General features: G+C 42.6%; 16 protein-coding genes. 8 read left to right on the forward strand and 8 right to left on the reverse strand.

From position 1 onward, the window contains the following. The first annotated feature begins 329 nt into the window (after positions 1 to 329). Positions 330 to 1,310, forward strand: coding sequence for a LysR family transcriptional regulator (locus E5672_RS08125; protein ID WP_136781742.1), 981 nt, complete (start codon positions 330 to 332; stop codon positions 1,308 to 1,310). Between the two features lie 44 nt (positions 1,311 to 1,354). On the opposite strand, the gene E5672_RS08130 is transcribed toward E5672_RS08125, so the two are convergent. Next, positions 1,355 to 2,062 carry an endonuclease/exonuclease/phosphatase family protein gene (locus tag E5672_RS08130; protein ID WP_167483137.1) on the reverse strand — a complete coding sequence of 236 codons (708 nt, stop codon included), beginning with the start codon at positions 2,060 to 2,062 and terminating at the stop codon, positions 1,355 to 1,357. Continuing rightward, positions 2,050 to 4,266: a VTT domain-containing protein gene (locus E5672_RS08135; RefSeq protein WP_136781744.1), complete on the reverse strand. Its 2,217-nt coding sequence runs from the start codon at positions 4,264 to 4,266 to the stop codon at positions 2,050 to 2,052. The genes E5672_RS08130 and E5672_RS08135 overlap by 13 nt, the downstream gene beginning before the upstream one ends. A gap of 249 nt (positions 4,267 to 4,515) precedes the next feature. On the opposite strand from E5672_RS08135, the gene E5672_RS08140 reads away from it, so the two are divergent. Beyond that, positions 4,516 to 6,258, forward strand: a complete 1,743-nt coding sequence (locus tag E5672_RS08140) for a PAS domain S-box protein (RefSeq protein ID WP_136781745.1) — start codon at positions 4,516 to 4,518, stop codon at positions 6,256 to 6,258. A gap of 78 nt (positions 6,259 to 6,336) precedes the next feature. On the opposite strand, the gene E5672_RS08145 is transcribed toward E5672_RS08140, so the two are convergent. After that, positions 6,337 to 6,933: a porin family protein gene (locus tag E5672_RS08145; protein ID WP_136781746.1), complete on the reverse strand. Its 597-nt coding sequence runs from the start codon at positions 6,931 to 6,933 to the stop codon at positions 6,337 to 6,339. A 509-nt stretch (positions 6,934 to 7,442) separates the two neighbouring features. On the opposite strand from E5672_RS08145, the gene katG reads away from it, so the two are divergent. Then, a complete protein-coding gene (katG, locus tag E5672_RS08150; RefSeq protein ID WP_136781747.1) occupies positions 7,443 to 9,743 on the forward strand; it encodes a catalase/peroxidase HPI in 2,301 nt (766 codons plus the stop codon). A 119-nt stretch (positions 9,744 to 9,862) separates the two neighbouring features. Further along, positions 9,863 to 10,420 carry a hypothetical protein gene (locus E5672_RS08155; RefSeq protein WP_240692188.1) on the forward strand — a complete coding sequence of 186 codons (558 nt, stop codon included), beginning with the start codon at positions 9,863 to 9,865 and terminating at the stop codon, positions 10,418 to 10,420. A gap of 48 nt (positions 10,421 to 10,468) precedes the next feature. Here the strand turns inward: E5672_RS08155 and E5672_RS08160 are convergent, their stop codons facing one another. Continuing rightward, the gene (locus tag E5672_RS08160) at positions 10,469 to 11,794 is read right to left on the reverse strand and encodes a mechanosensitive ion channel family protein (protein ID WP_136781749.1); all 1,326 of its coding nucleotides are present in this window, start codon (positions 11,792 to 11,794) and stop codon (positions 10,469 to 10,471) included. Between the two features lie 648 nt (positions 11,795 to 12,442). Beyond that, entirely contained in the window at positions 12,443 to 13,174 is a 732-nt protein-coding gene (locus E5672_RS08165) for a FadR/GntR family transcriptional regulator (protein ID WP_136781750.1), read from the reverse strand. Between the two features lie 363 nt (positions 13,175 to 13,537). Here E5672_RS08165 and E5672_RS08170 point away from each other — a divergent pair, with 363 nt between their 5' ends. From E5672_RS08170 to E5672_RS08185, 4 genes are all read left to right on the forward strand, one after another. Beyond that, positions 13,538 to 15,766: a polysaccharide lyase 6 family protein gene (locus E5672_RS08170; RefSeq protein ID WP_136781751.1), complete on the forward strand. Its 2,229-nt coding sequence runs from the start codon at positions 13,538 to 13,540 to the stop codon at positions 15,764 to 15,766. A gap of 89 nt (positions 15,767 to 15,855) precedes the next feature. After that, positions 15,856 to 16,782 carry a sugar kinase gene (locus E5672_RS08175; protein ID WP_136781752.1) on the forward strand — a complete coding sequence of 309 codons (927 nt, stop codon included), beginning with the start codon at positions 15,856 to 15,858 and terminating at the stop codon, positions 16,780 to 16,782. Between the two features lie 79 nt (positions 16,783 to 16,861). After that, complete coding sequence (eda, locus tag E5672_RS08180) at positions 16,862 to 17,473, forward strand: bifunctional 4-hydroxy-2-oxoglutarate aldolase/2-dehydro-3-deoxy-phosphogluconate aldolase (RefSeq protein ID WP_136781753.1); 612 nt, start codon at positions 16,862 to 16,864, stop codon at positions 17,471 to 17,473. Positions 17,474 to 17,884: 411 nt separating this feature from the next. Next, entirely contained in the window at positions 17,885 to 19,342 is a 1,458-nt protein-coding gene (locus E5672_RS08185) for a DEAD/DEAH box helicase (RefSeq protein ID WP_136781754.1), read from the forward strand. A gap of 100 nt (positions 19,343 to 19,442) precedes the next feature. On the opposite strand, the gene E5672_RS08190 is transcribed toward E5672_RS08185, so the two are convergent. The 3 genes from E5672_RS08190 to E5672_RS08200 all read right to left on the reverse strand — a co-directional run bounded on the left by E5672_RS08190 (position 19,443) and on the right by E5672_RS08200 (position 21,951). Next, a complete protein-coding gene (locus E5672_RS08190) occupies positions 19,443 to 20,261 on the reverse strand; it encodes a thioredoxin family protein (RefSeq protein ID WP_136781755.1) in 819 nt (272 codons plus the stop codon). A 101-nt stretch (positions 20,262 to 20,362) separates the two neighbouring features. After that, positions 20,363 to 21,187, reverse strand: a complete 825-nt coding sequence (locus E5672_RS08195; RefSeq protein WP_240692189.1) for a 2-keto-4-pentenoate hydratase — start codon at positions 21,185 to 21,187, stop codon at positions 20,363 to 20,365. An 8-nt stretch (positions 21,188 to 21,195) separates the two neighbouring features. Beyond that, positions 21,196 to 21,951 carry an SDR family NAD(P)-dependent oxidoreductase gene (locus E5672_RS08200; protein WP_136781756.1) on the reverse strand — a complete coding sequence of 252 codons (756 nt, stop codon included), beginning with the start codon at positions 21,949 to 21,951 and terminating at the stop codon, positions 21,196 to 21,198. Positions 21,952 to 22,048 lie beyond the last annotated feature (97 nt).

Below are 22,048 nucleotides of genomic sequence, written 5' to 3' on the forward strand. Positions count from 1 at the left end.
CCACTTTGATGCAGAGGCATCTTGTAATTGTTATTGTGTAACTCGTGTACAGGAACTAGGCTAAAAACTCTTTGCCGCTGGTGGAAGAAAGAAGAATATTCAGGGGTATAAAAAAAATATTGAGCCATCTCGAAGCTCGCGATTTTCTTGATATTAGACTTAAGTAGTATCTTATATGAGATTTTTTTAATTCAAGAATGGCCTTCATATTTTACATTTTCGCTGCATATAACCTAATGGAATGGCATATACCTTGCTGCCTTCATAAGAGATTGTTTCAACGGCAATTCAATGCGTTTCAAACTCAGCCATGTTCAAGAGGGGATCTAGTGCACTCTAAACAGCTACATTACTTCATTACTACGGTGCGAAAAGGCAGTATAGCTGCAGCGGCTCGCGCTCTGGATATTGCCCAACCTGCTATTAGTCAGCAGCTAGCGAGTCTAGAACGGGAAGTAAAAGCGAGGCTGTTAGAAAGAAGCTTTTCAGGAGTTAGCTTAACACCCGCAGGAGAAGTGTTTTACAAGCACGCAGAAAAAATAATGGGTGAAATTGACAACGTGAAAACAGCGTTAGAGGCGTTTCATGTTGGGCAGCAAAAGGTGATAAAAATAGGCATGCTTCCCTCTATTGGAAACGTACTTTCACTGCCGCTATTAACTGAGATTACGAAGAATCATAAAAATTTAAAAGTAGAAATCAGCACTGGGCCTTCATACACAATCAACGACTGGCTCGATTCTAAGCAGGTGGATATTGCGTTGACTTACCAGCAGGCAATAGAACCTAAATTTATGAGTGTAACACCGCTAATTCAAGAGGAGCTGCACCTTGTTTTCACCGCTTCGTCAGCCTACCCCCAATATGCCAAGCTTCGAGAAAAATCCATCATAAAATTTTGGGAGATAAGTGAGCTGCCTCTTCTGTCGCCAGGAAATAAAGATGCTCTAGGCCAGCTTATTGCCGATTATGAAAAAGCCACAGGAGTGAGTTTAAAGCATGATCTCGCTTATTCTGGGCAGCTTATGACCGGGTTAAGGCAGGTCATGCAGGGGGAGGGAGTGATGATTCTACCTACTTCGGCGATTTTCCATTTAAAGGAGTCAGGGCTGGTATCAACACTTAAAATTACTCAGCCTGAAATGCATAGAACCGTGCTGGCGGCAACAAACAAACAGAAAAAATCTGCGCACGATTACGGAAAAATTATCGATATTATTCGAAAAGTCGTCGCGCAAGAGAACGCATTAAACCACTGGTGCGGCACACTGGAGTTTGCCGCATCTTCCTTTGTAGCGAAATCAGCGTAACACGAGGCTTACCACCATAAAGGCGCTAACAAGCACAAGCAGCTTTATGACTCAGGCAAAGCAATATCAACCAGCACAGGTAGATGATCTGAAAACACCCTAGTTTTCGCATTTTTAAGCTTTCTGCACGACTTTACTTCGATATCCTCTGTGACCCAAACTCGGTCTAAAGAAAACACCGGAAAATGACTGGGAAATGTGGCGCCAATTTTTTGTTGTGATAGCAACTGGTTTAATGCTTTAAATGCTTTAGAGAAAAACTGCCATTCATTGAAATCTCCTGCCAGAAACAGGGGGGTTTTTCTCTCTTTCAAACGCTGTGAAAGGTGCTCGTGAAGCATGGAGAACTGCGAACGACGCTCTAACTTTTTTAGACCTTTGTGAGTATTCACCACCGTCAGAGGAGTTTTTTCAGTCTTCAATTCGACAATTTGCACATTTCTTGGCTGTCGTCCTTTCTGACTTACGTCCACAGTATCGTGTTTTAAAACGTCAAATCGAGTTAATATTGCATTTCCGTACCAACCATTTGACTCTCTTATGGCTGGCGAGGGGATCAGTTTGAACGTATTGTTAGCGCATATGTCTTTAATGTCCTGAGCTGTATCACGTTCACCAGGACGAGTGTCCATTTCTTGAAGCAGTACCACGTCCGCACCACTGTTTGCTAGAAACTGCCCTATGCGTTTGTAGTCGTGCTGCTTGTCTCTGCCCACCCCACTATGAATATTGTAAGTCACTATGCGGCACATTTTTCACCCTCATCTTTGGTATCGTTACTACTTTGTGTCGCGTCACCGTTTGCTTCTTTTCTGCTCTGATAATAGCGGGCGAACTTTTGCGAGCCCCAAATCATTAAACCCCACAGGATTATTCCGCCCACAAGGTAGCTAATAGTTTCAACGGAAGGGTTTTGCCAAATTTGTGCAATTGAATCGCCAACAAGGCCTTTAGCGATCATCGGTGGGAACATACCTAAGAATGTACCTACTAAAAACTGGAAAATGCCGATAGACGAAATGCCAGCCACCAAATTTACCAAACTGAATGGTGCAATCGGTAGCATTCGGATAGCGGCTACGCCAACTATACCGCTTCGCTTCAGTTTTTCATCGACCGCAGCAACCTTAGGCCCGCCTATCTTTCTTAAACCAGCGTTACCGGAGAGCTTTCCGATACCAAACATGATCGCTGAACTCATCAGCGCTCCCATAATGCCGTATATTGGCCCCCATATAGGGCCAAAGATGGCTGCCACCGCAAGTGACAATACTGTCACTGGGAAAAATAATACTCCGCCAACTACATACACTAACAATACCGTGGGAAGTGCGAAGTATGTGCCTCTACTCTTCTCTAAAAAAGCATTAATGCTGTCTGAACTTAACCATGGAATGGATTGGCTGGCCCAGAACATTAATCCACCAAGCACTGCAATGATAGCGACCCCAATTAAGATCATTATGCTGCGACGTCTTGGGTTGCGTGCTGGCAAAGCAGCGCCATCTAAAGTAGGTACAGAAATAAGCGGTTCTTCTGGGTCTGACAATGCGCGAAACACATTTTTCACTGAATGCTCAGTAAACACTTCATCGCGCACTTCGGTAAGTACATAGCCGTGAGCTATCTGGTCTTGCATCAGCGCCTCAACAGGATATTCATTATTGAATATGCCGGGCATTACCGTGATATCACGACCAGTATGCTCTGCAAGCAAGTCATTTCTCACCTGTTCTATGCAAGACTGATTTTCTGCGTTGTTACCAAATAAAACCGTATCAATCTCTGTATCTAAGGTCATTGAACGATTACTTAGGTTTGAAGAGCCAATAACGAGGTACTTGTTATCAATTGTCATCACTTTAGAGTGAATGCGTTTGTACGCTTTTCGACCCTGCATGTCTTCTATTGAAGAGTAGGTAAGCTTTACTCGTTTCGGGTCGATTCCCTTTTCCAAAATTGCTTTAAATTCAATTCGACTCGCCCAAAAAGCCTCACATTCAAATTTACCTTTCGGCTCGTATGAACTAACAATAATGACAGACAGATTGGGTTTTAGCTTTAATTGTTTATTGAGTGCTTCAGCAATTTCTTGGCGAGTAGTAAATTGGTTTTCAATATAGATAACGGATTCTGCTTCGCCAATGAGATCGAGCAACATGTGGCGTACTTCCTGAGCCGGCTCTGCTTCATCCATAAATGGAATGGTTCGAGCAAGCGCACACTCTACATTTTCGAAAAGCGGGGGAAAGTCCTCAGGCCACGCATCAGGTAGCGGTGAATCTTCATCAATACGTGCCTCTTCACGAATATCGATAGGGGATTCTTCTGCCACGCGCTGCCATCTCCACCTAACAAGTTGTGAAAAATCAGCAACGACAGGGCCGCTTGAAACCATTTGCACATCATGTAATGGACCATACTCACCGTCAGGCCCATCTCTTTCTTCTGAAACTACAGGGTGCTCTCGCGTATCCCAGCGATTGGTCGACACGTCCATTCCGCCTGAAAATACGAGTTCATCGTCGATAACCACTATTTTCTGATGCTGGCTACCGCCCATCGGTATGGTATCGTCCAGCTCAGTTTGTACGTTATCTGGGGTTTTCTCTTCCCATACTTCTTTAGCCCACATCTCTCGTTGTGCAAAAAAGGCTAATGATGAATCCCAACGCAACAAGTAAATTTTAATGTTGGGGTTTTGCTCAGCTTTCCATTTTAGCAGGTCACTAATTACACTAGGTGCTTCGCTATTAGCTTCATCTTCACCTCTCAACAATCGAATTCGACTATCGATATCCCAACCTACAATAAAAATACTGTGCTGAGCTTTGACAATCGAACTATGCAAGGCTTTGTAATAGTTTCCGCAATCTATAAGAGGCGTGGAGAAACGAGCCTGGCTCTTTACCCAACAGTTTTGACCTGGTTGAAAAACACTCTTTCCTGATTGCATGGTGCACTACCTATTTCTACTTTCTATCTATTTAGGTGGTGCTGCAGAATTCGTACCTCATTACAAAATGAAGCTGTGGTTTTTAACTATCTGATTTAATTGTTTATTATCTTTATAAGGTTGATTTTAAAACTTGTCTTTTTTGACTATGTGTAATTTTTTCACGATAAAACGAGTTTAATGTTCAAAATTGGAAAATGACCAAAATATCTTCTATATAACCTTAAATTTATACTAAAGGTTAAGAGAATGAAGTTTTTTTCAAAGGAAAATGCCTCAAAACAGGCACTTGAACAATCAATTCTGGCCGTAGTGACTATTGATGAAAAAAATAACATCACGTTTTACAACGGCGCTGCTCAAGAATTATGGGGTTATGCCCCAAGCGAGGTATTGGGAAAAAATATAAAAATGTTAGTGCCTCAAGAACACAAGGCGAATCACGACAGTTATGTAAATTCTCACCGGCAAACCAATATTAATAACATTGTGGGCAGCGCTCGAGAAGTTGAACTAGAAACCAAAAGTGGTGAGCGAATTTGGGTTCAACTCGCACTTTCGCAGGTAATTGTCCAAGGAAAGAAGCACTACACTGCATTTGTACGCGACGTCAGCGAAGAACGCGAAGCGCGTGAAATCGTGGAGCAAACATTAGAACAAGCGTTAGATGCTGTGGTGTGCATAGATGAACATAATAACGTGACTTTATTTAATGCATCTGCTGAGAAATTATGGGGCTATGCGCGAAATGAAGTGATTGGTCAAAATGTAAAAATGCTTGTTCCTCAGGAAATACAAGCGAATCATGATAATTATGTGAACGCGAACAGAGAAACAGGGCAAGACAAGATTGTTGGCACAAGTCGGGAAGTTAAAATAGAACGTAAAGACGGGGGGAGTTTATGGGGAAGACTCTCTTTGTCGAAAGTAAGACTGGCTGATAGAACGCTTTACACTGCGTTTATCAAAGATGTAACCGAAGAAGTTGAACAGAGAGAAATGCAGCGAATGCTCTCTCTTGTTGCTAACGAGACCGATAACGCGGTGATTATTTCCGACGCCAACGGACTGATAGAATATGTGAACAATGGTTTTTATCGACTCACTGGTTGGCAGCTTGATGAAGTTAAAGGCAAGAAACCGGGTTCATTCTTACAAGGTGAAGAAACTGATCAGAGAACCGTCAGTGTTATACGACAAAAAATTAATAACCGCGAAGCCTTTTACGATGAAATTCTCAACTATAGAAAAGATGGAACGCCTTACTGGACTTCACTATCAATTAACCCTGTTTTTAAAGAGGGTAATTTAGTTAACTTTATCGCAGTCCAGGCTGATATAACCCGCGTGAAACAGATGGCGCTAGACTTTACAAACAAATTAAAAGCCATTGGCAGTGCCTTGGTACTGCTTGAAATGAAGCCAAATGGTGAAGTTATTGAAGTAAATAAATTACTGCGCGAAACGTTAAAGGGCGTAATGAGCACAGACGCATTTGCCGCTGAATTAATGGGAAGTTTATCTACAGAGGATAAATCGACACTAGAAGCATCAGGATTTGTCTCGAAGATAGCTGAGTTTGAGGTTGGTGAGAATTACTTAGCATTTGATGCACGAATAAGTGCGCTGAAAAACTTCAATGGTCATATAACGCGCTATGTATTTTTTGCTGTGAATGTAACTACTAGAAAACAAGCCGTGAACGACACGCAAGATGCCATGAAAGAACTGTTGGTGACCAGCCAAACCATCAGTAACATTGTTGGCACTATCAACTCCATTTCAGAGCAAACTAATTTGTTAGCATTGAATGCGGCCATTGAGGCAGCAAGAGCCGGAGAAATGGGGCGAGGGTTTGCAGTGGTTGCTGACGAAGTCAGAACGCTGGCGGGTAACTCTCAATCATCATCAAATGAAATTGATAACCTTGTAAAAACGACGGTGGCAAAAATAGAGGAGTTAGCGCAACTTATTCAGCGTATAGATGGTTAAACATACAAAAGCCTTCGTTATATAACGAAGGCTTACAAGTTTGATTTAACTTAACTAAAACGGTAACACCGTATTCAATTAGAAGCGGTATTCTACACCGATGCTTGCTTGTTTAAGATCAGTTTCAAAATCAGTATCGTCGATGTCATCAAATGCTTCATCTGCATCTAACTCTGTGTCGTAAACCGTGTACTCAGCGTTGACAAGGAAGTTGCTAGTAATTGCGTAGCTTAAGCCCGCGCCTACAAACAGGCTTTCGTCGTCGTTATCACGTGATACACCTGCAAAATTGTATTCTGTCTCTGACCAAAGTTGGCCCGCCTTCGCATACAATGAGAAGCGCTCGGTCAGTGGAAGAATACCTTTAATGGCGGCAGTGTAACCATCGGTTTCAGCACCAGCAATGTCATTACCGTAGTCACCGAAATCGATATAGCCACCTTCAAGGGCTATCCACTCGTTAAACTTATAACCTACAAGACCTTGCCAAACGTCTTTGTCATCGTCAAAGTCATCTTCGCCTTCAACACGTAGGTAACCGTAATTACCACCTACATAAAAACCACTGTCTTTCGCTTCAATTTGATTTGATTGAGCGTGTGCACCGAATGACGCCATTGCGCTGATAGAGGCAACCGCAGCAAGTCCAGTTAGTGTTTTAAGTGTGTTTTTCATAAGTTCATCCTCATTACTTCTTAACATTCCATCGACTTCTTATATGAAGCTAATGCGTCTTGATTACACATTTTCTACATCAATTGTTGTGCCATGGTAGAAATTTCAAATTTCGCTTCAATTTAGCGCAAACTTTACATGGAGAATTATGTATCTGTTTGTTTATTAGCCATTTTTGCGGTGGGTTCGTGCTTTTTACAAAATTAAGAACGAAAAATTTTCATAAGGTTTGAAAGAGATTCATAGGTGTTCGTTTATTAGCGAAGGTTAAAAGCTAATCCGCCTCAATAGTCGCAGTAATCATAAGTGGTAAGGCTAACAGTATGAATTTAAAGTGCTTTTCTTTAATTGGATTTTTTAATCAGCTGAATTCATTTTATCAACTGTAAATTTTGCGTAAGCCTGTCTATCTTTTAACTGCTTATGAGGTAAACAAAATGTTAACGATTAGATGATGCCCTAGGCGATCCTCATTGGTTAACCACAACAAACTCAGATGGGAAAAGACCATGACTTTAAATAGGTTTAAAAAAACCACATTGTCAGCGTTAGTAGCGCTTTCATTAGGTGCGACAGGTGCCATTGCTAACGATCAAATTAGCAAACCAGCTGGTGCGAAAGGCACGGGTATGACGAAAGCCTTTCAACCAAAAACTAATCAATTTTGGTGGCCAGATCAGCTAGATCTTTCTCCACTTCGAGACCATGACAACCGTTCAAACCCGCTTGGTGAAGATTTTAATTACGCTAAAGCGTTTGCCAAGCTTGACCTTGACGAAGTCAAAAAAGATCTTAATGAGCTTCTTACTACGTCGCAAGATTGGTGGCCAGCAGACTTTGGCAACTACGGTCCTTTCTTTATTCGCCTTTCATGGCATAGCGCAGGTACTTACCGCACATTAGATGGTCGTGGTGGTGGTGACGGTGGCCAAATGCGTTTTGACCCGCTAAACAGCTGGCCAGATAACGGTAACCTAGATAAAGCACGTCGTCTGCTTTGGCCAATTAAGCAAAAGTATGGTGAAAGCCTATCTTGGGGTGATTTAATGATCCTCGCGGGAACCGTGGGTATGGAAAACATGGGCTTTGATACCTATGGTTTCGCTGGTGGCCGTACTGATGACTGGGAACCTGACATGGTGTATTGGGGTCCAGAAGTAGAAATGCTAGCGAGTGACCGTGAAGAGCGCGATGGCAAACTTCAGCGTCCATTAGGTGCAACTCATATGGGCCTAATATATGTTAATCCTGAAGGTCCAAAAGGTGTGCCTGATCCAATGGGCTCAGCGAAAAATATTCGTACAGCATTTGGTCGCATGGCGATGAATGATGAAGAGACTGTAGCGTTAATCGCTGGTGGTCACACATTCGGAAAAATGCACGGCGCTCACAAGCCTGCTGATTGTTTAGAAGCTGAGCCGGGTGGCGCAGGCTTGGAAGAGCAGGGGCTAGGTTGGAAAAATAACTGTGGTAAAGGCAATGCAGAAGACACAGTTACCAGTGGTCTAGAAGGTGCGTGGACACAGCTACCGACTAAATGGACAAGCCTGTATCTACAAAATCTACTAGGTTTTGAGTGGAAACAAACTCGCAGCCCAGCTGGCGCGATCCAGTGGGTTCCGACCGACGAGTCACTTCATAAGTCAGTACCAGATGCACACGTGGAAGGTAAAAGAAACCCACCTGTGATGACTACAGCCGACTTGGCGCTTAAGTATGATCCTGAGTATCGTAAGATTGCCGAGCGTTTCTTAGCCGATCCTAAAGAGTATCAAACTGCCTTTGCTAAAGCGTGGTTTAAGCTAACTCACCGCGATATGGGGCCAAAAGCACGCTACTTAGGTAACGACATTCCAGAAGAAAACTTTATCTGGCAAGATCCTGTTCCTAAAGCTGACTATAAAATGATCTCTGATAAAGATGTGAAGAAGCTTAAAGCAGACATCTTAGATAGTGGTTTAACTGTTCAGCAGCTTGTTAAAACAGCATGGGCATCGGCGGCAAGCTTCCGTGCTTCTGATTTACGTGGTGGTGCGAATGGAGCACGTATTGCACTAGAGCCACAAATGAATTGGGAAGCTAACGAACCAGAGACGATTAAAGCTGTAGTTTCAAAGCTTAAAGAGATGCAAGACGACTACAATTCTCGCATGCTGTCTAAAAAGAAAGTATCACTTGCTGATTTGATTGTTATTGGTGGTGCTGCGGCGATTGAAAAAGCAGCGGCTGATGCAGGCGTTAAGGTAACGGTACCAGTGGTGCCAGGTCGTACCGACGCTACTCAAGAGCAAACCGATGTGAACTCGTTCTCACTGCTTGAGCCAACCGCTGATGCATTTAGAAATTACTATAATGCAGAAGCCAGCTATCGTTCACCAACAGATATGTTGGTAGATAAGGCTGACCAGCTTAACCTAACGGTTCCAGAGATGACGGTTCTACTAGGCGGTTTACGTTCGTTAGGAGCTAACACAGGTGGAACTAACCACGGCGTATTTACCGACAAGGTTGGCACGCTTAACAACGACTTCTTCGTAACCCTACTTGATATGGGTGTTAAGTGGAGAAAAACCGACAACCCATCTGTATACGAAGGGGTAAACAGAAGCACAGGTGAAGTAATGTACACAGGTACTCCTGTTGATCTAGTTTTTGGTTCAAACAGTGAGCTACGTGCTGTGGCTGAAGTTTATGCCTACGACAACGCCAAAAAACGTTTCGTTGAAGACTTTGTCGACGCATGGACCAAAGTGATGACGCTAGATCGTTTTGATTTACGTCATGATTTAAATGCCAACCTAGGTAAATAGGTACGGTTGAATTGCTATCGTGAATAAATTCTCGATAGACACATAGATTAAAAGGGCGCTTTGGCGCCCTTTTTCATTACATTGCACATGCCTTTATTAATTCGAAATGTGGATAGAGCGTGAACATCGCAAACCTATCTTTATTTCGATACACTGAACCCTTATTTTTCGCTTTTACAGACAAAACAATAATGGCTAGTCTTCAACGAACGTGGGTTAATCTAGAAATGCTCAGCGATGATATTAGTGCATTAGAGCATGATGTAATTGATACCGCTGCTCACATAAAGCTTTTGCACAGTGTACTGGAAGAACTGAAAATTGCTGAGTCATTTGTTGCACTAGAAACTGAAGCAAGCTTTCAGAGATCGCTATCTGGTTCTCTGTTTGAAAATATATTTGAGCGAAAGCGTATGGTGGGAGTCTATATAAAGCTTGTGGGCTACGTTATTACCGCGTGGGAAGCGACCAATAAAGCGAAAGCAATCATCAGTGAAAACTTCGACTCGAGCGCAGATAAGCGACTGGAGTTGCTTCAAGTAAAAGCCATTAGAGCTAAATCTCAATTAAAAACCGTAGCGTCAGCAATGGGGAAAGAAGACTACGCAAAGTTTGTCCAGACGTTAGGGTTGTCTGCTAAAGAGTGGCAGTGGGATACACTGCGCGCCAGATTTTAACCGGCGCGAAGGTATAACTAAAAACTCTTATTTTAAGATGGGGGGTAGCTAAGGGGTGGTGTTTCGAATCCCAATTCCCTGTTCGTTTATAACCCTTACTTCTCGTTGAGGGAAAGGTATTTCAATGCCGTGTTCGCGTAATGTTTCAAAAACAGTAAGCAGTAAGTCACCTCCCACACGGTTTTTACCATCGTCGACACCTTCCATCCAAAACTCGACAAACATGTTAACGCCAGAGTCGCCAAAGCTATCTATTTCACAATCAGGCAGTTCTTCAAAGGGAACGTCATCGCCACTTATCACCTGAGGGTGCTCTGAGACCGCCTCTTTAATTATTTCTACCATGGCACGGATATCTGTTTTGTAGGCCACCGAAAAATCGATACGGTAACGCTGTTTCGGGTCTTTATGCGTCCAATTTATTAGCAGAGAACTGATAAACTTTTCATTGGGGACTAAGATATCTTTTCCGTCATAGGTTTCTAATACGGCATAACGCATCTTAAATTCTCTGACGATACCTTTCTGTCCGTCTTCCAATTCAACGAAATCGCCAACGGTCAACGATTTATCCAACAGAATAATAATGCCGGATATGAAGTTTGAAGCGATAGACTGCAAACCTAAGCCTAAACCCACACCTACAGCACCACCGAATACGGCTAATGCAGTAAGGTTAATGCCCATAACATTAAGCAATAGAAGGAAGACCACACAGAAAAGGGCTACTTCAAACAGTTTGGCGAACACTTCCTTGGTAGATACATCAAGCGATTTGTGGTTTCGAATAATATCTTGCCCTATCGCATTAGAGCTGCGACCGAGCCAGAACAGTAAACCACCAAACAGCAAGACTCTTGTTACGCCATACGCAGAAATTTCAACATTACCAACTGATATTGCCATCGACTCTAAAGCCGAAGTAATGAGTGGAAGCACGTCTATTAGATGCAAAAACAAGATAGGTAGGCCTATCCAGCGCATAAACGCAGCAATAGTTTTATTTTCAACAAAGCCAGTAATTAAAGAATTTACGAACAGCATAAGCGCAACAACTACCGCAATTTCTAGCAGCCATGCGTCGAACTGGAATTGCGCACCTAGCACGGTGGTAAGCTTTAGTAAGCTTATAGTGATAAGTGGAAACAGTGCCTCGCCGAGGTTGTGTAAAAAGCCGTGCATGGTATGAGCACCTTGCTGTGGCTTTTCTCGAGTAAATTTAAAAGGCTTTTTTACCTGCTTGGCAAGCAAAAACGCCACGCAGTAAATTACCGCGATTGTTGTAAGCTGAATAATAAAGCTATCAGACATTACTGACGCTTTGACTAACGCTAACTTTTCTTCAAAGTGCTGGGTTAAACTATCAACATTCATGTTTTCTACTTCACTTGTTCACCACGCTACAGCAGCGTGGATGTGATAAAAGCGTGGAATTACAGCGCGCTTTTTATCTGTTATACCAAATATGGTAAAGCTTTTTTTGTCGATACAATACAAATGGCGCACAAAATAAGCGCTGGTCATACAGGTTTTGGTGTTATTTTGTACAGGCGAGATGGGTGATTTTAATTTTTGTTGCACTTTAACGTTTGGTTTTAACGTAGGTTTTTATTTATCATATTGAATTTATTGATTTTTGTTTCTGTTGGTTAATGAGGTATAACCTAGGCAAGACTTTCTCTATTAGATAAATTTTTGTCGTTTTGATAGAAAAAAACCAAAGCTTCAAATATTGGTAATAATAATTGGTTGACATCTGGTAAGGCCGAATTGTAGTATGAAGACGTTTTCTGCTGCTTGATTAAGCAGAGTGTGGACTAGCTTATCTACGCGTCTAAACAAAAAAAGCAGGAATGCAAAATGGAAAAACCATTTGCAAACTTAATTTTTTGTACTGGCGTTTTAAGGCAAAAATAATAAAAACAGTGACTCTTATGAGTACCCTACAAAGCAAACAGGCTTCTTAGAAATAAGAAGCCTGTTTTATTATGTGAAAAGAAAAACGAATATTTACTCTCGTCATTACTGCCTTAGATGAGCAATTGAATATAAGCCTCGAGTTTCATCTGTTTTACGCTTTATTTCTTCTAATGCTTTTGCTTCACTTGCATCAAAAAGTGCATTGATCAAGCGGTTGAAGTGCTGATGCATTGCACGTCTAGCTCCGGCTGAATCTTTGTTAGCAATAGCATCGTATATAAGCGTATGCTCACGCATTCTTTGTTCTTCGCCTTGTGAACAAACATCGCTGTAGGCTGCTATCACTTGAGGAACGTTTCTTCTTAGGTCCCACAAGTTTTCTACAGACAACATAATGGCGTTATTGCGGGTAGCCTGAGAGATGATTTGATGAAAGCGCTGGTCTGCCTCGTCTGCTTTCTGTGGATTTTGCATTTCGACGAGGGTTTGCTTTAACGCTTCTAATTCTTCACTAGAGATTGTAGCTGCGGCAAGTGCGGCAGCTTCACCTTCAACAAGGGCGCGGGCTTGAGTAAGTTCAAATGCACTAATAGGTTTTGCTACCTGACCCTGTTTCTTCTGATGTAATACATAGACGCCAGACCCAGTCTTTACTTCTACTCGTTCTCGCACTTCTAACGCAATGATAGCTTCACGAATAGTAGGCCGACTTACGTTATAGGTCTCCGCCAGTTCCCTTTCTGCGGGTAAGCGACTACCTTCGGGATAGATTCCTTGGTCGATTAGCGCTTCAAGTTTTTCAACTATGCTCCAGAAGAGACGACGAGTCTTCATATTTACAGCCCTTGTTTGCCTGTTACTTACCCAAAAAAAGTGGACAAAATTGGTAAAATAATTCTATCTGACCATTGTATATCGAAATTAGCATAAAGCGCAAAGCCCCTAGCACGCTGCAATAGAGCGCTTAAGCGCATTCTTTGTCATTTTAATTGGTAATACATTTTATTGTTATTGGTAAAATAAATTGGTTGTTTTTGGTCTATTTATTGGTTAGATTCTAAAACAGCCGATAACAAATAAATAACAGCATAATTGCGTTTTTGCAAAAGAACATTGGCAATTTATGTGCGATTTATGTGATTTGAGCAATATCAGCAGCAATATCGTTATCAATGTTGCTAACGAAACGGGGAATGTATGAAAGTAGTTAATGTCTTTAAGTCAGCCATGGGGATCATTTCTCTCTTTGTGTTTAACTCAGCGGTCCATGCTGACAACTACTTAGTTGACTCCGAGCAAAGCTACCTAGAAGCATTGACCAAAGTTGCACCTGGTGACGACATCGTCCTTAAAAATGGTACATATCAGAATTTTGAAATTAAATTCAAAGCTCAAGGAAATGAACAAGCGCCAATTACGTTAAGAGCGGAAACCAAAGGGGGCGTTGTTCTCTCTGGTCAGTCAAACCTCTCTATTTCGGGAAATCACCTAATTGTATCTGGGCTCGTATTTAAAGACGGCTTTTCCCCCTCAGGCTCGGTAATTAGTTATCGCACGAGTAAAGACGAACTTGCCAATAACACACGAGTTACCGAAGTCGTTATTGAAGACTATTCAAAACCCGATAAATTTGAAAATGACTATTGGGTAGCATTATATGGAAAGCACAATAGGCTAGATCATTCATATCTGGCAGGAAAACGAAACCGAGGTGTAACCGTTGCAGTGCGGTTAAATAGTGCAGGCAGCATCGAAAACTACCATCAAATAGATAATAACTATTTTGGGTACCGTCCAGAGCTAGGCTCAAATGGTGGCGAGACGTTAAGAATTGGCACCAGTCATTATTCATTAGAAAACTCGTTTACCCGTGTCGAAAATAATGTGTTTGACCGATGTAATGGCGAAGTTGAAATTATTAGCGTTAAGTCAGGTGGCAACGTTCTTAACGGCAATACCTTCATTGAATCTCGCGGTACGCTAACTCTAAGACATGGAAATGGCAATACAATCACCAATAACGTGTTTTTAGGAAATGGCGTTCCCAATACCGGTGGGGTGCGTGTAATTAATGCCGATCAAGAAGTAGCAAATAACGTGTTCAAAGGGCTTACTGGTTACCGTTTTGGTAGCGGTTTTACAGTAATGAACGGCGTGCCCAACTCACCACAAAATCGTTATCACCAAGTGAAAAACGCCAATATTCACCACAATACGTTTATTGATGTTTCTCACATTCAACTTGCTGCAGGGGCGGATGAGGAGCGTTCAGCGCCGCCAATGGACAGTATTTTTAGTAATAATCTTGTGATAGCCGATACGGTACCTACTACGTTTAGCTTTTTTGATGACATAAGCGGAATAGAGTTTACTAATAATGTGGCTAACTACAGCGTAGAAAGTCAAATTGAAAAAGGATTCACTAAGCGAAGCGATATACAAGCTTCTTCATCTCACAATATTACGGTAGACGGAATGCAAGTGGGTGCTGACAGCAGTGTTAAAGCGCTCAATAAATCTGACGTTGGACCAAGTTGGTATGAGAAAAAGGTGTATGAAACACCGTTTGGTTCAGGAAATGAAGTTTCTGTGGAGCCCGGCGTAAATACGCTTTTTGAAGCTGTAGCAAAAGCGCAAGATGGAGATACGCTTGTGTTAGCTGACGGCGTATACAGCGAAGAAAAAATTGTAGAAGTAGACAAAACACTTTCAGTCAAGGGAGGGGCTAATGCAAACATCGTCATTCTTCCCCAGCGTTCAGCGCTTTTTGAAATAAGTGATAATGGCTCACTGGAAATTGAAGGAGTAACCCTTTCAGGGGCAGATGCGCCAGATGCTGCCGGAAATACCTTTATTCGTACTAAAAAGTGGGGCATGTTAACTAACTACCGATTCGTAATGAACAAGGTAAAAGTAACCGACTTAGACATTAATCACAGTTACCATTTTTTCTCAGCAGGCGCCCGTAGCTTTGCGACCTTGCTATCTATTACTAACAGCCAATTCGATACTATCTCCGGCCATGTACTTGCACTGAATAAAGAGAAAGATGATTTGGGCATTTACAATGTTGAAGTATTGAATCTAGAAAGTAATACCTTTAAAGATGTAGAGGGCGCGCTAGCTCTTATTTATCGCGGTGGTACTGACGAGAGCACCTTTGGGCCTAAGGTCACAATAAGCAAGAATGTGTTAACTAACGTAGGTTTAGGAAAAAGAAATAAGCGTAAGGCAAGTATTTTTCTTCATGGCGTACAAAAAACACAGATTCGAAGCAATGAGTTTAACGCCACTGCGCCAGTTAAAATTGAGCACACCGTTGGGGAACCGCAAACATCACACAGCGGAAATACATTTGTTGATACGCACGACATTATCATTACTGACTTTTTAAAAGAAAAAGATGAATGTAGCTGTCCGGAATAAAGACAGTTCATGATTGTGTATCGAGTTTTGAAAGAACATAAGTAATTAACGTAATAAATTAAAGACTACGAGTGCGTAGGGTGGATGATATGAGAGTTGGTTTTATTGGCGAATGCATGGCCGAGCTGAAAAAAGTAAACGGGGTATTGGAAGAAGGATTTGCTGGCGATACTTTTAATTCTGCCGTTTATCTAAAGCGTACGTTCCCTCAATTAGATAGCTATTTTGTTAGTGCTGTGGGTAGCGACGCGCTTTCAAAAGAAATGGTCGACTTTGCTCAAAGCGAGTCAATAAACACTCGCTTTTTGTTTACCCACCCAGAAAAGCATATCGGACTTTATAAAATTTATACTGACGCTCAAGGCGAGCGGTCCTTTACTTATTGGCGAAATGACTCTGCTGCAAAGTGCTTGATGTCTCAGCTTACCAATGACGATACAGCGTCGCTCACTGCATTGGACTTAGTGCTATTCTCTGGCATTTCACTCGCTATATTAAACAAAGAAGACCTACCTCAGTTTTGGCGTTTACTGACAACGTTGAAGGAAAGCGGCACTCAAATTGTCTTTGACATGAACCATCGTCCTGCGCTTTGGAAGGGAAGAGACGATGCAACCGTACTATACGAAAAAGCATTTGAAATTGCAGACATAGCGTTACCTGGATTAGAAGATTTTAACTTCTTATATGGCTTTGAAACTGTAGAAGAGATTATCGATTTCTTGGCTCCATTCTCATTTAAACAACTGGTAATTAAAAACGGCAGCAGTGCTGTAACGCTGGTTAATGAAAAAGGTGAAGTTTCAGTAGTAGGCCTAACCCCTGTTACTCATGTAGTTGACACTACATCAGCCGGTGATGCATTTAATGGCGTCTTTTTGGGTGCTTACCTAACGGGAGAAAGCCCTAAGGCAAGTGTTGAAAAAGCGGCTAAATGTGCAGGTTTCGTCATTCAACATCCTGGCGCCATTGTCGATAAAGCGGCCTATGCTGAACTGGTGTCATCTATCGCTTAAAAAGCAAATAATTCAAATATCACATAATACTACATAGAACTTATTAGGGCAGAGTGCCCACCTTATAAAGAGACAACTCATGAAAAAAATATCAGACATTATGGGCGATCAAACCCTGCTTCCAATCATTCAAGCCGATAATGTAGAAGATGGTGTGGCGATTGCCAAAGCGATGGCGGCAGCAGGCCTTACTACGGTTGAAGTCGTATTGCGTTCTGAAAATTCCGCAAAATGTATAACGGCTATAAAAGAAGCACTGCCTGACATGATCGTAAGCGCTGGAACTGTTATCGATAGAGCATCTTTAGATGCTGCTATTAACGCTGGTGCAGACTTTATCGTAACGCCAGCGGTAACAGAGCGACTGCTTACTATGCTTGTTGATTCTGGTTTACCAGTGCTTCCTGGTGTATCTAATGTGTCAGATATTGTGCTGGCGAGAGAACACGGGTTTAGAGAGATGAAGTTGTTTCCTGCGTCTTTGTCTGGTGGAGCTGCATTCTTGAAAGCTGTAGGCGGCCTGTTTAAAGATACAAAATTCTGTCCAACGGGCGGCGTATCGCCAGAAAATTTTGAAGACTATTTGTCTTTAGGTAACGTGTTTGCCGCTGGCGGTACTTGGGTGGCGAAACCTCAGTGGGTTGCAGATAAACAGTGGGATTTAATTACAGAGGCGTGTTCACAAGTTTAGTGAGCGAAGCATAATCCCGACCAGTTAATTTTAAGATACTAGATACTTAAGTAACCCCCAATAGTTGGATTATCCAATTACTGGGGGTTACTTTATTTTATGCCCTTTATTATTTATCCATTCTATGGAAATAGTGTTTATAGTTTGTGCCAGCCTTCTGTTAAACGTCATTTGAACAAAAAATGCGCTGGTGGCCTTCAGTGTTTAGTGTTAGACTCCGCGCGCAATTTGTAAGAGTAAACACCTACGTTCTTTTCTTGATGTCAAACACCAATAAGCCAAGTTGGCAATAGCGTATCTCTTTAGGTTTTCCCAGTAATCTATAACCCCCACGGTTAGCAATAAAGCACTAACGCTTATACCTTTGAGGTATGCAGTTTCTATATAAATACCTATGACAGGAGTTTGTTAATGTCATTTACCCAATTAGGGCTCGCTGAACCCTTGTTGAAAGCTATTGAAAAACGAGGATTTAGCACGCCATCACCTATCCAAGAAAAAGCAATACCAGAGGTGTTGCAAGGAAAGGATGTGCTAGCAGCTGCGCAAACGGGAACAGGGAAAACCGCTGGATTTGGACTTCCTATTTTACAACGATTGATGTCGGGAAAACCTGTGACGGGCAATAATGTTCGCGCGCTTATTCTTACGCCTACCCGAGAGCTTGCCGCTCAAGTAGAAGAAAGCATGCAAGCCTTTAGTGAGTTTTTACCGTTAAAAACGGCTGTGGTATTTGGTGGCGTAGGCATTAACCCGCAAATGATGAAGCTTCGTAAAGGTGTAGATGTATTAATTGCAACGCCTGGACGACTACTTGATTTGTACCAGCAAAACGCAGTGAAGTTCTCTCAGCTTGAAGTATTGGTGTTAGATGAAGCCGATAGGATGCTTGATATGGGTTTCATACACGACATTAAGAAAGTGTTGAAGCTATTGCCACAAGAGCGTCAAAGCTTACTTTTCTCAGCCACGTTTTCCGATGAAATTACCGCATTGGCGAAAACGATCACACGTGATCCGGTAAGTATTTCGACCGCACCTGCAAATACCACGGTAGATGCTGTTCAACAGCATTTGGTAACCATAGATAAATCTAAAAAGACGACTGCGCTTATCTGTCTGATTAAACAGCAGAAATGGGAGCAGGTTTTGGTGTTTAGCCGAACTAAACATGGTGCTAATCGCATCGCCGAAAAACTTACTCGCTCAAAGATCCCAAGTGCTGCAATTCATGGTAATAAAAGCCAAGGTGCAAGAACTAAAGCCCTTGCTGACTTTAAAAGTGGCGCAATCAAAGTGTTGGTTGCCACTGATATTGCTGCGCGAGGTATCGACATCAGTGAATTGCCGATTGTTGTTAACTTAGACTTGCCGAACACGGCTGCCGATTATGTTCACCGTATTGGTCGTACGGGACGTGCTGGTGCTAGCGGACAAGCTTGGTCATTCGTTTGTGCTGAAGAGCTACAAAACCTGAAAGATATTGAAACGCTTATTCAAAAGTTGCTTCCTCGTGAAGTCTTAGAAGGCTTTGAACCTCAGCAAGCTGTGCCTGCCACCACACTATCAAAACCTAAAAAGCCTAAAAAACCTAAAAAGCCAAAAGCACCACAGGGTGACAGCACCAGCGAAAGCAAGCTAAGTGGTGAGAGGAAAAAGTCGAATCAGCGCCAACGCCAAGGCAACGGTAGCGGAAACGGTAACCCACGCGCAGGTAAATCGAATTCGCGCGGCAACGGTAGTGGAAAGCCAGTAGGTCAACGACGCTCAGGAAGCGAAGGTACTGCTGCAAGACGACCAGCTAAACGCAGAAGTAGTTCGTCTAATGGCAACTCCAACAGTAGGGCGTCTAATCACGCAAAAGCGTAAATTGCTGAACTACCCTTAATAAAGCCATGTTCATTTAAAAAAGGGCCCTTGTTGTGCCCTTTTTTAATGCTTTGACCCATCCTAAATAGCGTTGACTGTATTAATTTTGTTCCCAAGAAAACGGGTTGTAGTGTCGCAATGCTGGGGCAGTGTTGACTCCGTTACCATTCTCAGAGTCTAGCGAAAGCTCTGCGCGTTTTATAAGCGTTTTTTGCAGTTCAGTGCGAAACCCTTTGGTTTCTTTCCAAAGCTCGTTAAGCCCTTGTGGGGTATTACCTTGTAAATCTAGCGCTAGCATTGGGCCAAGTTTGTCATAGGCGCTTTGCAATCTCAGCGCTTGCTCTTTGTTATAGGCCTTTTCCTCATCTGTCGCTTGCCAGTTGATGAAAGGGGCTTTTTGCGCAGTTGTCATTGCGGGAAAGCGAGAGAAATACTGGATGTACTCCGACAAGGGAATGCTGTCAGCGCGCCCCCAGATATCCATCGAAGTTCTGTTTAACAACGCGCCTGTTTTAGGCTCAACCACCATAACAGTTGGCGTTGCGTAGTAAATTGGATAGTCGAATCGCTGAGTTATATTTCTTCTGTCTTCAAGCGTTCCCACATCAACAAAAACGGTTTCATAGTGAGCGCGTAAAATGAGGTCCATTTCTTTCGAAGCAAAACGCTCAGCTAAGCCTGTACTGTCGTGGCACCATTGGGCACCCAGAACTACCAGAAGCAGCTTACTTTGCTCCACCGCTCGTTGCTGTGCATTTTCTACGTCCTGATAAGGTGATGCAGAAGGGGTATAGGTATAAGGGTTCTCATCCAGTGTACTTACACAGCCATTTAGCGCGACAAAAGCAGTAATTAAAGTAATGAAAGTTAAACACCGCTTAATAAATAGAGAGTGATGAAAAAAGAAAATGTTCTGCATACGATTGTCAAAATAGTAGTTAAATCAACAACAATGTAGCACAAAAAGAGAAAAGAAAAGCGGCAATTAAACGTAGTAAACTACCGCTTGAGCAGGTCGGTCTAAACAGAAACTGGAACTAGCTTCATGTTGATATTTCCAATACCTTCAAAAGTCACCGTAGATGTGGCACCTGCCACAGTGTCATGTACGCCAGTAATAGCGCCAGAACAAATCATACAGCCCTTCGGAAGGGTTATATTACGTGCAGCGGCTTGGTCAATTAGATAAGCTACTGCTGCCATAGGGCCGCGTAATACATTATTGGAAGGTGCAGTGTTGATATGTTCTTGGTTAATGAACACAGATGTCTGCATTTTCTCAATCACTGTATCCCAAGACGCAATTGGAGCGCCAATTACCATGCCTTGGTTTACACCAAAATCGCTGATAATGGCTGTAGGTCCATAGCTATTTAAATCGATGACCGGGCTACTGGCTATTTCCACACCAGCATATACGGCTTTGATCAAATGCTTTAAAGGTCCTTTGGTATCAATTGAACCAGGAGTAATCTCTTCTCCCAATTCAAACACCAGTTCAGCTTCAACTGCAACCATACCACCTGCGTAGACTTCTAACTCGACGAACTCATCGTCTGCATGAGGACGGCCAATGAAATGGGTAACCTTTTTAAATATTGGGCCCATTAAGCGCTCTGCACCCATTTGCTCGCGAAGCTCAGGGATGACCATTCCTACTTTCCAGCCGGTAATTTCGTCATTCCACTGTGCAAGTGACATATCCTGGACGTGATAAGCCGCGTCCAGTGTCGTCGGAACATCGCCCGGAAACGTCTCTAATACACTGGCATGCTTACGCGCATTAACAAGTGTATGAGATAGCGTTTTCAGGGCGTCTTCTGTTAGTGGTTTATCAGGAAACATCGGAATGATTAAATCCCTAGTGCCTGTCCGCCACCAATTTGCACGGTCTCTGCGGTAATAAATGATGCATCTTCGCTTACTAAGAATGACACCACAGATGCTACCTCTTCAGGCTGACCAAGGCGACCAAGCATGATGTTGTCTTTCCAAGAAGCAAAAACCTCTGGCTTAGTTGCTTTGATTTGCGCATGGAATGGCGTATCGATTGTGCCCGGAGATACGGCATTCACGCGGATACCTGCTGGTGCTAGCTCTTTAGCAAGCGCTCGAGTTAGTGTATGTACAGCGCCCTTTGAAACACCGTAAATACCTGCGCCAGGGCCACCAGCATTCCAACCAGCGTTAGACGTGTAATTCACTATAGAGCCACTGTCAGATTTCTTTAAGTATGGAATGGCAGCTCGAGATACAAAGAACGCACTATCAAGGTTTAGTGCCATAACAAAACGGTAAAATTCCGTTGTCATCTCTTCCATTGGGCTTCGACCACCAAGGCCTCCGGCATTATTGATAACAGCATCAATTTTGCCGTACTTGTCGCCAATAGCTTGTACGTTTTTATTAACCGCTTCGTCACTTGTAACGTCAAAGCCATAGTATTCTGCTTCAATGCCTAAGTCGGTTAGCTCTTTAACACGCTCTGCGCCTTTGTCGTCTTCAATGCCGTTTAAAACAACAGTGAAACCGTCTTGGCCAAGTCTTTTGGCAACTTCAAATCCGATGCCGCCTGTTGCTCCAGTTACCAGTGCTACTTTCTTCGTCATAACAAAAACTCTTTAGGTTGTATTACATTGTGTAAAGCCAATCTTAGGTCAATAAAATTAATTGGTCTACCTGTTTTGTGTGTTTTTTGTCATTGTT

The organism is Alteromonas portus, assembly GCF_005117025.1.
GTDB lineage: Bacteria > Pseudomonadota > Gammaproteobacteria > Enterobacterales > Alteromonadaceae > Alteromonas > Alteromonas portus.